Origin of the sequence: Blautia fusiformis (genome assembly GCF_020686995.1) — a bacterium.
In the GTDB taxonomy this organism is placed as follows: domain Bacteria; phylum Bacillota; class Clostridia; order Lachnospirales; family Lachnospiraceae; genus Blautia_A; species Blautia_A fusiformis.
Genome location: NZ_JAJEPT010000011.1, coordinates 1 through 12,380, shown reverse-complemented (window position 1 = coordinate 12,380; position 12,380 = coordinate 1). Strand labels below are relative to the sequence as shown.

Below are 12,380 nucleotides of genomic sequence, written 5' to 3'. Positions count from 1 at the left end.
ATTAAATCGTACAGTATCTGACAGGATGGATTTATGGAAGAGACCAGAGTACCCGTTTATCTGATCACAGGTTTTCTGGAAAGCGGCAAGACCTCTTTCCTGAGCTTTACCCTGCAGCAGGATTACTTTCAGATCGATGGAAAAACACTTCTGATCCTTTGCGAAGAAGGTGAGGAAGAATATGATGAGGAAGCACTGAAACAGTGCAATACCGTTGTGGAGATCATTGACAGCGAGGAAGAGCTTACACCGGAACGACTTGCGGCAATGGAAATCCTGCATCAGCCGGAGCGGGTGATCATTGAGTACAATGGCATGTGGCTGGTAAGTAAATTTGAAGAGATGGAAAAACCGGAAGGCTGGGGCGTGGAGCAGCATATCACCTGTGTGGATGCAAGCACATTCCAGGTTTATATGGCGAATATGAAGTCCCTTTTTATGGACATGGTCCGCAATGCTGATATGGTTATCTTTAACCGCTGCCAGGAGAATGATCCGCTTCCTTCTTACAGAAGAAGCATCAAGGTGGTGAACCAGCGTGCGGAGATTATTTTTGAGGATGAAGAAGGCGAGCTTGGTGATCTTTTTGAGGATGAGATGCCATTTGATATTGATGCGCCGGTGATCGATATTCTTCCGGAGGATTATGGTATCTGGTTTGTGGATTCCATGGATCATCCGGACCGCTATGTCGGAAAAACCGTTCACTTTAAAGCACGTGCCCTGAAGCCGCGTGGAATGGGAAGTAAATTCTTTGTTCCCGGAAGAACAGCCATGACATGCTGTGCAGATGATACCACATTCCTTGGTTATATTTGCAAGAGCGCTTTTGCTCCGAAGATCGCAGAAGGCCAGTGGGTGGATGTTACCGCGAAGGTTGCGTTTGAGAAGAGAATGGAATATCAGGGAGAGGGAATCGTACTTTACGCAGAGCATGTGGAAGTTTGCGAGCCACTTGCTGATGAGATGGTATATTTCAACTGATACGATCAGAGCATTTGTATGCCTTAAGGCATAAGAAGGCCTGGCATTGAAACAGGTAAATTACAGCTGAGGAGTTTTTATGTATTTAATTGCAGGTTTGGGAAATCCGGGAAAGCAGTATGAGGCTACACGCCACAACATGGGCTTTGACACCGTTGACTGTCTTGTGGAGAAGAATAATATCCCGCAGGGTGGCGTAAAATTTAATGCCATGTATGGAAAAGGTATCATCGGCGGTGAAAAAGCTATTCTGATGAAACCGCTTTCCTATATGAATTTAAGCGGTGGTCCGATCCAGGAGATGTCCGGCTATTTCAAGATCGATCCGGAGACAGAGCTGATCGTGATCTACGATGATATTGATCTGGAGCCTGGACAGCTTCGTATTCGCAAAAAAGGCAGTGCGGGCGGACATAACGGGATAAAGGATATCATCCGCCGTCTTGGAACTGAAAAATTTATCCGTATCCGTGTTGGTGTCGGTGCGAAACCGAAAGACTGGGATCTGGCAGATTTTGTGCTGGGGCATTTTTCGGACAGTGACCGCAAGCTTGTGGATGAAGGGATCAATGATGCGGCAGAGGCTGTGGAGATGATCCTGTCCGAGGGCGTAGATGCGGCGATGAATAAGTATAACAGGAAAAAGCCTAAGAATTGAGGTTTGTATGGAAGCATTTTTGCAGCCTCTGCAGGGTCTTGCAGAGTTTGGGGAAATAAAAAAGCGTTGTGGCGCAAACTGCGGAATTCTTAACGTTTCCGGATGCATGGAGTCCCAGAAGGTCCATCTGATGTATGGACTTTCCGGGCTTTTTCCATATCATCTGATCCTTGCGGATGATGAGCGTAATGCAAAGGAAATCTATGAGGATTACCGCTTCTATGACAAAAATGTATATTTTTATCCGGCAAAGGATCTTCTGTTTTTTCAGGCAGATATTCACGGAAATCTTCTGATCCGGCAGCGGATGCGTGTGATCCGGGCACTTCTGGAACAGGAAGAAGTGACCGTTGTTACCAGTATTGACGGATGTATGGATTTCCTGATGCCGCTGGAAAAGATCAGAAGCAGGCTTCTTCATTTTAAAAGTGACAGTGTGATCGATTTGGATCAGCTGAAGGAAGAGCTGGTAGAGCTGGGATATGAACGCACCGGTCAGGTAGAGCTTCCGGGGCAGTTTTCTGTGCGTGGAGGAATCATTGATATCTATCCGCTGACAGAGGATAATCCCTGGCGTATCGAATTGTGGGATGATGAGGTGGATTCTATCCGAAGCTTTGATGCGGAAAGCCAGAGATCCCTGGAAAATGTAGATGAAATTACGATCTATCCGGCCGCGGAAAAGATGGACGGAGAGGATATGGTATCCTTTCTGGATTATTTTCCGGAAGAAAAAACACTGGTGTTTCTGGATGAACTGAACCACCTGGCAGAAAACGGCGAGGGTGTGGAGGAAGAGTACCGTCAGAGTCGTATGCACAGAGAGGAAAAAGGCGAGGCAAATCTTCCGGAGCAGTGGCTATGTGGTTTTCAGGAACTGCAGAAGAAGCTGAACAGACGGAATTGTGTGGCTGTATCCGCACTCTCTCCCAGACGTTCCGGATGGAAGATCAATGAGGAATTTGATCTTACGGTGAAGTCTGTAGATTCTTATAACAGCAGCTTTGAGCTTCTGGTAAAGGATCTCCTTCAGTATAAGAGGCAGGGATACCGAATCGCACTGCTCTCCGGTTCCAGGACCAGGGCGGAGCGTCTGGCAAAAGATCTTTCAGAGGAAGGTCTGAATGCTTTTTACAGCCAGGACATGGATCGTATCATCAGTCCCGGAGAGATCATGGTGGTCTATGGTCATGCAAGACGTGGCTTCCAGTATCCGCTGATCAAATTTGCAGTGATGACGGAAACCGATATTTTCGGCAAAGAGCAGAAGAAGCGCAAAAAAAAGAAAAAGTACAGCGGAAACCGGATCCAGGATTTTGCAGAGCTTTCCATTGGAGATCTTGTTGTTCATGAAAAGCATGGACTGGGTATTTATCGTGGAATCGAAAAGGTAGAGGTTGACCGTGTTGTGAAGGATTACATCAAGATCGAATACCGGGGCGGCAGTAATCTCTATATTCTGGCAACCCAGCTGGATGTTTTGCAGAAATATTCCGGATCCTCTGAAAATGCAAAAACGCCCAAGCTGAACAAGCTTGGCGGTCAGGAGTGGAATAAGACCAAGAGTCGTGTTAAGGGTGCGGTAAAAAATATCGCAAAAGAGCTGGTAGAGCTTTATGCAGTACGCCAGGAGAAAGAGGGATATGTCTGCGGACCAGATACCGTATGGCAGAAGGAATTTGAGGAGATGTTTCCCTATGAGGAGACAGAGGATCAGCTGGCAGCCATTGAAGATACCAAGAGAGACATGGAAAGCACCAGGATCATGGATCGTCTTGTGTGTGGTGACGTTGGTTACGGAAAGACGGAGGTTGCTTTAAGAGCTGCGTTTAAGGCAGTACAGGAAAGCCGGCAGGTGGTTTATCTTGTCCCTACCACCATTCTTGCACAGCAGCATTACAATACCTTTGTACAGCGTATGAAAGAATTTCCGGTAAAGGTGGAACTTCTCTGTCGTTTCCGGACATCTGCCCAGCAGAAAAAGGCCATCGAAGGGATCAAAAAGGGGCAGGTAGATATTGTGATCGGCACCCACAGAGTTCTTTCAAAAGATGTGGAATTTAAAAATCTTGGTCTTCTGATCATTGATGAGGAGCAGCGCTTCGGTGTTACTCACAAGGAGAAGATCAAGCAGATGAAAAAAGATGTGGATGTACTGACGCTGACAGCAACGCCAATTCCGAGAACCCTTCATATGAGTCTCATCGGTATCCGTGATATGAGCGTTCTGGAAGAGCCGCCGATGGATCGTGTGCCAATCCAGACATACGTTATGGAGTACGATGAGGAGACTGTTCGGGAAGCCATCCGCAGGGAGCTTCGCCGGGGTGGACAGGTGTATTACGTATATAATCGAGTCAATGACATTGCCGAAGTAGCCCTTCGGATATCCAGACTTGTGCCGGAGGCCAGAGTGGATTTTGCACATGGACAGATGAGTCAGAGGGAACTGGAGCAGGTAATGTATGATTTTATCAACGGAGATGTGGATGTGCTGGTTTCTACCACTATCATTGAAACAGGACTGGATATTTCCAACGTAAACACCATGATCATCCATGATTCGGACAGATATGGCCTTTCCCAGCTTTATCAGCTACGTGGGCGTGTAGGACGTTCCAACAGGACTGCTTATGCATTCCTGATGTATACCAAAAACAAGATGCTCCAGGAAACCGCAGAGAAACGGCTCAGTGCCATGCGGGAGTATTCAGACCTTGGAAGCGGTTTTAAGATAGCTATGAAGGATCTGGAGCTTCGCGGAGCAGGAAATCTTCTTGGTGCTCAGCAGCACGGGCATATGAACGCAGTTGGCTATGACCTTTACTGCAAGATGCTCAGTGAGGCTGTCAAGGAGGCAAAGGGAATCCGGACTATGGATGATTTTGAAACGACCATTGATCTCAACATAGATGCGTTTATTCCGGATTCCTATATCAGCAACGAGTTCCAGAAGCTGGATATTTATAAGCGTATTGCCGGTATTGAAAGCCAGCAGGAGTATGACGATATGCTGGAAGAGCTGATCGACCGTTTTGGCGAGCCGACAAAAGCTGTGCTGAACCTTCTCGCCATTGCAAGGCTGAAGGCTCTTGCCCATCAGGGATATGTGACGGAGGTCAAGCAGCTTGGAAAAGATGTCCGGATCACGCTCTATGAAAAGGCCAGGCTGGATCCTGCAGGTATCCCGGCTATTATGGCGCAGTACAGGAGAGGTTTGCAGTTTAAAGCTGATCATGAGCCGAAATTTATCCTGACACCACAGGGAAGGCTGATCGAAGAGCTGATGAAGTTTGCGGGGGAGCTGGCAAAACTGGCAGAGCCACTGGAGTAAAGGGAAAAATCAGCCAGGAACGGGGTTATCCACGGGAAAAAACATCCGGTTTGTGGATACCGGATATTTTCCCGGAAAGACTTGTGGATAATTTGTGAAATGTCGTGTAAGTTCGTGAAATTCCTTGCTCTTAAAGGTGAAAACGTTTATAATCAAGTATTATGGAATAAGAGCCGGACCGTGATTCTTATGGACGGATAGATGGAGGATGAAATGAGAAATTCAGTAAAGAAAGCGGCAGTTACTGCTCTTGTCTGCGTTACAGCAGCAGGAATGATGGCAGGCTGCGGAAATAAAAAACTCGATGGTACAAAGATCGCAGTGACAGTCAATAAGCAGGAAATCCCGTTTGGCGTTGTAAGTCTGGCAGCACGTATGCAGCAGGCACAGGCTGAGGCAATGTACAAGATGTATCTTGGCGGCGGAAGCGATATGTCTATCTGGAGTACCAAAATGGATGATGATTCCGATGAGACTTACGGTGAAAATGCGGTAACAACTTCTGTTGAAACTGTTGAAAAGATGTGTCTGGAGAAAGAACACGCTTCCGAGTATGATGTTGAAATCACAGATGATGAGCAGAAGGCTCTTGAGGAAGCTGCCAAGAACTTCATGGCTGCCAATTCTGATGAGACAATTGCAGAGCTTGCAGTTGATGAAGATATGGTGAAGACTTTCCTCGAGCTTGAAACATACGATGTGAAGATGAAGGATGCCATTGAAGCCAAAGCGGACGTGAAGCTGGATGAGAAAGAATATCAGCAGATGTCCTTCAGCTATGCAAGTGCAAAGGTCAGCGGAGATGATCTTTCCGATGATGATATCAAGAAGAATAAAGAGAATCTTCAGAAGTTCTATGACAAGGTTAAAGAGGATCCGGCTGCAGATTTCAATACTCTTGGAGATAAGATCTCCGAGGATATGACCGCAACAACCGGAACATGCCCTACCTATGAGGAAGGTGATGACAGTGCTGCCAACGGAACTACTTATCCGGATGAGGTTCGTACCGCTTTAAGAAAGCTGGACGAGGGTGCACTGAACGAGGAGATCATAAAGACAGATTCCGTATGGTATGTTGTGAGACTGGATTCCAAGAATGATAAAACTGCAACGGAGAGTAAGAAAGAGTCTCTGACAAACACCAAGAAGGATGATTTCTATAATGATACAACAGATGGCTGGAAGAAGAAAGCTGATATCAAAGAAGAGAAAAAATTGATCAAGAAGATCAAGATCACAGATAATCACAGCTTTACGATCCAGACTCCAACTCCGACACCGGACCCGGATGTAACTGAGACACCGATAGCAGATTCTGCAGAGGCTGAGGCAACCGAGACACCGGCAGCTGAGGAGCAGACCGATGTGACCGAGACACCGGAGACAGAGGGAGATTCTGCAAAGGCTGATGAGGAGACTGCAGATAGTACAGAATCTGAGGCAGTTGCTACACTGGAAGCTGAGAAATAAGATACCATGTTTACAATGGAATGATAAGAGAAAAGACAACGAGCCGTGTACGGATTTATCGTACACGGCTCGTTTTTTGTAATGCTCATGCCTGCTTTACGGATCATCAGATCAGATCGAGATGCTCTAGTGCGTGAAGGATCCCGTCCTTGTCCACTGAGTCTGTCTGGTATGTGCAGTGTTTTTCGATGCCTCCGTAAGCATTTCCCATAGCAACGCTGACTCCGGCAGCTTTCAGCATGGGAAGGTCGTTGGGACTGTCTCCGAATGCATAGCAGTTTTCCTTGGGGATGGAAAGGCGGTCCAGGAGAAATTCCATGCCTGTGGCTTTGCTGGTACCCTTTTGTGTGACTTCCCAGATTCCGTCTCCGTGATCAAAATAGGTGTAATGATCATTACAGAAGCTGCGGAATTTTTCGACATCGGAATCCGGCAGCATATGTACCAGGAATTTGTCATAGGAGTAAGTGCAGGCATCCTCCCGATTGAATTTTGTGATGTCGACCATTGGAATTTCTTTTCGCATTTTGACTCCGAATTCGGACTGGGCCGGAGATATGCCATCATACAGGATCTCAGTGTTGGATTCAAAAATTGCCTCGATCTTGCATTTGCGGAGAAGGTCTACGGTTTCCTTGCACAGAAGATTTGGGACTGTGCGGAAAAAAAGCAATTTGTTGTCCATGTAAATGTGGGTTCCACAGCCGTATATATAGCCATCGAAATGAAGCTCTGAGAGTGCAGAGGGCATCATTACTTTGGTGCGGCCGGTGTTGATGAAAAGAAGATGACCGTTTTCATGGGCTTTTGTGAGGGCGCGGCTGGTGCTCTCCGGAACCTTGAAGGGGTGAGGCGTAAGCAGTGTGCCGTCTATGTCGAAGAACAGGATTTTTTTATCGTTCATAAGGTCTCCTTTAAAATGGGATTTCTTCTTCGGTGTTACTGTTATCAATGTCAGTAATATCATTAACAGGAAGCGGTTCTGCGGATGTATCTTCAACAGAGTTCAGTGTGCTGACACGGATGCCGTTGAGTTCTATTTCACTTTCCATGGGGATCACAAGGCATTTTCGACCATCGATGATGCGGGTTTCTACCAGTTCTGCCCGGTCCGGTGCTACATGGATCACCACGTCAGGGGTTTTGATCTCGAATTTCCGGGTGTTGGTGATGTTGGATGCTACCAGAGCTGATTTTTCTCCTGCGGCAAGCTCATACTGTTCATCGAAGTTCTGGAGCTTTTCGTCTTCTACGCCGCATTCTTCGAAGAGACGTTTGACTTCGGATTTGGTGAGGACAACAGGTTCCGGTTCGTCCTTCTGGGATTCGATGAGATCGTTGAGCTTTTCGTGGATCTCAAGGACTGTGTCGTAGGCACAGTCATCACCAAGGGTTTCTTCCACCAGAGCATTGAAGGAGTCACGCTGGGTTCCGGCAGATAGTGGTGTGGTGCAGCCGAAGACTTCTTCCATCATGGTGGAGCGGAGATTTTCGGCGTTTTTGGTGTAGTAGAGAAGTCCGTGGATATCGGTACTGCGGTCGTTGAACTGTGGGAAAAGGAAGCCCCAGTCAGGCATTTCTACCAGCCAGTCCCGGATACGGTCTTCAATATTGTTTGTCTCTGCATTGTAATGCAGGCCTGCTTTGGAGAGCTTGACCGGGCAGATACTGCAGAGGATGTGATCGTAGATCTCATCGGAAGCGTCGAACATTTCGGCACCGTCGGAGGATTTGCCGGGGATGTCGTAGACTGCGTGGATGAGGATGATGTAGTAGTTTTCACCGTAGTCGTAGTTTTCTATGATTCTGTCGTAGAAGGCTTCGGTGAGGGTGTCGTCGGTGAGTTTGCTTTTGCGGAGTTTCATGAGGAAGTTTTGGGTTCCGCCTTCGGTTTCCTGATCCAGAGGAAATTCCATGTTGATGAGGTTTTTTCCGATGGTGCCGGTGAGGGTTTTTCGGAAGATGTCGAAGTATTTGAAGGTTTCTTCCTCTGATAAGGATAAGAAGGCTTCTTTGAGTTCGGTTTTTTTGTTTTTTTCACCGTCTACGTAGCAGCCGCAGATGCGGGTGATGGAGCAGCGGTCAGGGGTGAATTGTTTTTTTATTTCTGCGATTTCTTTTTTGTTCATGTGTGGTTTACCTCGGTTTTTTAATTAGTTTGATTATAGCACAGGTGTTTGGTGGGGGCAAGATGACGCGGACGGACGTGTGAGATTTGCAGCAGAAGTCCGGGTGCCGTCGTTTCGCCTGGTCATACTAAGCGTCTGAGGTGCCTCACGGAGCGGCCGGCCCATAACTCGCCATGTACGCTGATGCGTACCTGGCTCAGACAGATGGGCCTTACCCTACGGCTTGTGGCCGCCGGGTACCTCTCCGTGAACCACCTCAGACGCTAAGTATGGACCAAGGCTCACTCCAAAGCACCCGGACTTCTGCTGCAAACCTCACACTGTGCGGTCATGGTGGGAGGGATAGAGTGGTCTGACGGGAGTTGGATGAGCCATCAGCGCTGCGCTGGATGGCTGGGAGGAAAGGCTGAGTTTCCTTGTGGTTTGGAGGGGAGGTTGTGAGCGTCGGCGCGTTGCTGGACGCCTGTAGTTTGGAAGCTTGAGATTCTATGTGTTTGCCGGGAGGTTGTGAGCGTCGGCGCGTTGCTGGACGCCTGTAGTTTGGAAGCTTGAGATTCTATGTGTTTGCCGGGAGGTTGTGAGCGTCGGCGCGTTGCTGGACGCTTGTAGTTTGGAAGCTTGAGATTCTATGTGTTTGTCAGGGAGGTTGTGAGCGTCGGCGCGTTGCTGGACGCCTGTAGTTTGGAAGCTTGAGATTCTTTGTGGTTTGGAGGGAGGTTGTGAATGTCGGTGCGTTGCTGGACGCTGGAAGGTGGTGTCGAAATTTGGAGATGGGTTTTTGTGGTGTTGTGGTGGGATGTGTGGTATGATTTGTATATCTTATAAGATCTATCCATTTATTTGGTTTCTTTTTGCTTCAATGTCTGAAGCGTTTTTTCAAAAATATTTATAAAAACTGTATACAGGGTTTCTGAAGTGTTTGGTTGATGGTATAATTGTATATACCAGAAGGAGTATTGTTTGAGAGATAATACGATTTTTGATGATGTTTTTCGTACTATGATGGAGAAAATGACGTTTCTGGTCGTGCCTTTGATCAATGATGTTTTTCATACATCATACCCGGCTGATATGGAGATTGTGCAGCTGCGTAACGAGTATCAGCGGGTGGATGGTGAGATTATTACGGATTCGCGGCTGTTGATCGGAAACAGGATTTATCATATAGAATGCCAGAGTACGGATGACACGACAATGGCTGTACGGATGATAGAGTATGATTTTGCAACTGCTGTTGAGTTTGCCAGAAAGCAGGGACGGAGGTATCGGATGGAGTTTCCACGTTCTTGTGTGTTGTATCTGAGAAATAGTAGGAATACGCCGGATTTTCTGGAAGTGGATGTGGTTTTTCCGGATGGGGGATGTCATTTGTACAGAGTGCCTGCCATTAAAGTAGAGAATTATACAAAAGATAAGATATTTGAAAAGAGTCTTCTTATGCTGCTTCCTTTTTATATCATGCGATATGAAAAAAGAGGGCATGAGATGAGTGAGAATCCACAACTTTTTCAGGAATTACTGAATGAATATGAAGTGATCCGGAGTAAACTGGAGGTAGAGATCACTGAATCTGGAAGGTCTGAACTGTTCAGTGATCTGATTGGACTGATAACTCGGATATCTGATCATATTTTCAGAAATGAGGAGAAAGTCCGGAAAGGAATAGGTGAGATTATGGGTGGACATGTTCTGGAACTGGAATCTGAGAAAAGGGCAAGACTGATGGCGGAAGCTAAGGAACAGGCTGAAGCACTGGGGCGAGAACAGGGAATGGCTCAGGGAATGGCTCAGGGAATGGCCCAGGGAATGGCTCAGGGAATAGCTCAGGGAATGGCCCAGGGGGAAGAACGACTTAGTGTTCTGATCAACAGGCTTATACTTGATGAGCGTGGTAATGAGATTCAGAAGGTTGTTACAGATAAAGAAATGCGTGAAGCTATGTACAGAGAATATCAATTATAATAAGAAAAGATAAAGAGAATCCCCCACTGGTTTTGCTATCCATGGGGGATTCGTTGATTGATCTGAATCTTATAATACAGAATATCCGTAACTGCTGACAATAGCATCGATCTTCTGGCGGTTTTTGCACAGTGGGCAGTTGTCAGAGCGGTAGGAGTGATAGTCCGGGATGTCTCTGGCCTGAAAGATAGAGTGGACAGGGAGTGTGGCTACACTGTCTACACTGCTGTAGATGGCTGCCACGCCGCGGATCTTACCGCCATAGTACAGAACGCTTTCGATAGCTCGGTTCAATGTGGATCCGGTGGTGATGGAACCATTTAGGACGAGGATGTTTTTTCCATTGATCATTGGTTCATAGTTGTCGCGGAAGATCATCTGCCCGGTGCTGTTGAACTCAGGGGTGATGACGTAGATGGTCTGGTGTGCGTTCATGGAAAGGACGCCGGCTTTGGTCAGTTCTTCGGCGAGATAAGCACCGATCACTTCAAGTCCGTCCATGCAGACGATGGTGTCTACCGGAATGGATGCTTCGTAATTTGCTGCGAGAGCGGATGCAATACGCTGTGCTTCAGCGCATCTGGATTTCATAGTAGTGAGATCCAGGTAGTGTGTGATATGGGACTGGGATGTTACGAAGTGTCCCGGAATCATTTTAAGCTGTATGCGGTTGTCAGTGCGTGCATAAATTTTTATGATGTTGTCCTGATCCATAATAAAAACCTCCTGTCGTGATCGTGTTTTACGTGGTTGTTCAGGAGAATTATCCTGAAGGATTACGAAACAGATTTATTTAACCGAATGCGGATTGCAAATATCCGATTAGCTGTGCATATTATACCATTAATTTCAAAAAAATGAAATAATATAATGCAAAATATAAAAAAAATATTCAAAAAATCAAGCGTATTTGTTAAAAAATATCCAATATCATGAAAACTTTGACAATAGGATCATTACTATAGAGTGAAAGTACTTGTGAGTACGTAGTAAATTGGAAAGAGAGTGTCATATGTATTATTGCGTATAAAAAAGAGGAGGAGAATCCCTAAGGATCCTCCCCCTGTGAGAGTGAGTCAATATCAGCCTTCAATAGATACATATTTATCAGCTTCAATCTCTTCAGCTGCTTTTTTCGGAATAGAAAGTCTCAGAACACCGTTCTCAAATTTTGCATGGACATCTTCGTTTTTTACACCATTACCAACATAGAAGCTTCTGCTTGTGCTGCCGGCATAACGTTCACGGCGGATATAATTGCCTTTCTTGTCTTCCTCGTCTTTGTCAAGACCCTTGGCAGCGGAGATGGTAAGATAACCATCCTTCAGCTGTACCTGTACTTCATCTTTCTTAAATCCTGGAAGATCTACATCCAGCTCATAGCCTTTATCTGTTTCACGTACATCAGTTTTCATGATATTTTTTGCATGTTTGCCATAAAGAGGGTTCTTTCCGCTAAAGAAATTATCTCTGAATCCAAAATCATCCATCCAGTCATCAAATAAGTTTTCTCCAAATACACTCGGGAACATCATAAGTCATTTCTCCTTTCAAATTGAAAAGCCGTTCCGGTGGATCAAGAAATCCAACTGTTGCCGGTATATAGTTACCACTTCGGGTTATTCCGCAGTGGTGATCGTTTGGTTTTATTCTGAACATCTGGAAGTTCTTTTTTATCTTCTCCTTTGTTCTATATGTAATATAACACCTGTTGCTAGCAAAGTCAAGAGGCGAGTGCTAAAAAGTTGTGAAGAATTTGTGTTCCGTAAAATGAAAAACTAATTTCCACCCTCAGCCCTTTATGTTCTTTTGCTGAAATTAGGGGTGGAACTTAGTCCTG

Annotated in this window: 9 protein-coding genes; 5 read left to right on the top strand and 4 right to left on the bottom strand. The window is 46.1% G+C overall.

Translation table 11 applies throughout. The features are described 5' to 3' along the window. Positions 1 to 33 precede the first annotated feature (33 nt). From LKD46_RS10265 to LKD46_RS10250, 4 genes are all read left to right on the top strand, one after another. On the top strand, positions 34 to 984 hold the full coding sequence (locus tag LKD46_RS10265) for a TIGR03943 family putative permease subunit (protein ID WP_118607885.1): 951 nt from the start codon (positions 34 to 36) through the stop codon (positions 982 to 984). A gap of 79 nt (positions 985 to 1,063) precedes the next feature. Continuing rightward, positions 1,064 to 1,642: an aminoacyl-tRNA hydrolase gene (gene pth, locus LKD46_RS10260; protein WP_118514159.1), complete on the top strand. Its 579-nt coding sequence runs from the start codon at positions 1,064 to 1,066 to the stop codon at positions 1,640 to 1,642. A 7-nt stretch (positions 1,643 to 1,649) separates the two neighbouring features. Then, a complete protein-coding gene (mfd, locus tag LKD46_RS10255; RefSeq protein WP_227574093.1) occupies positions 1,650 to 4,976 on the top strand; it encodes a transcription-repair coupling factor in 3,327 nt (1,108 codons plus the stop codon). A gap of 213 nt (positions 4,977 to 5,189) precedes the next feature. Further along, positions 5,190 to 6,449 carry an FKBP-type peptidylprolyl isomerase gene (locus LKD46_RS10250; protein WP_227574092.1) on the top strand — a complete coding sequence of 420 codons (1,260 nt, stop codon included), beginning with the start codon at positions 5,190 to 5,192 and terminating at the stop codon, positions 6,447 to 6,449. A gap of 106 nt (positions 6,450 to 6,555) precedes the next feature. On the opposite strand, the gene LKD46_RS10245 is transcribed toward LKD46_RS10250, so the two are convergent. After that, on the bottom strand, positions 6,556 to 7,353 hold the full coding sequence (locus LKD46_RS10245) for a Cof-type HAD-IIB family hydrolase (protein ID WP_015525514.1): 798 nt from the start codon (positions 7,351 to 7,353) through the stop codon (positions 6,556 to 6,558). Positions 7,354 to 7,363: 10 nt separating this feature from the next. Further along, on the bottom strand, positions 7,364 to 8,578 hold the full coding sequence (locus tag LKD46_RS10240; protein ID WP_059086232.1) for a DUF4317 domain-containing protein: 1,215 nt from the start codon (positions 8,576 to 8,578) through the stop codon (positions 7,364 to 7,366). 960 nt (positions 8,579 to 9,538) lie between these two features. Here LKD46_RS10240 and LKD46_RS10235 point away from each other — a divergent pair. Further along, positions 9,539 to 10,540: an RpnC/YadD family protein gene (locus LKD46_RS10235; protein ID WP_110102710.1), complete on the top strand. Its 1,002-nt coding sequence runs from the start codon at positions 9,539 to 9,541 to the stop codon at positions 10,538 to 10,540. A 69-nt stretch (positions 10,541 to 10,609) separates the two neighbouring features. Here LKD46_RS10235 and LKD46_RS10230 read toward each other — a convergent pair whose 3' ends face one another. Together LKD46_RS10230 and LKD46_RS10225 are read right to left on the bottom strand one after the other, a co-directional pair. Next, positions 10,610 to 11,254 (bottom strand): type I phosphoribosyltransferase, encoded by a 645-nt coding sequence (locus LKD46_RS10230; protein WP_021652759.1) that lies wholly within the window; start codon positions 11,252 to 11,254, stop codon positions 10,610 to 10,612. Between the two features lie 368 nt (positions 11,255 to 11,622). Continuing rightward, complete coding sequence (locus LKD46_RS10225) at positions 11,623 to 12,075, bottom strand: Hsp20/alpha crystallin family protein (RefSeq protein ID WP_015525518.1); 453 nt, start codon at positions 12,073 to 12,075, stop codon at positions 11,623 to 11,625. Between the last annotated feature and the right edge of the window lie 305 nt (positions 12,076 to 12,380).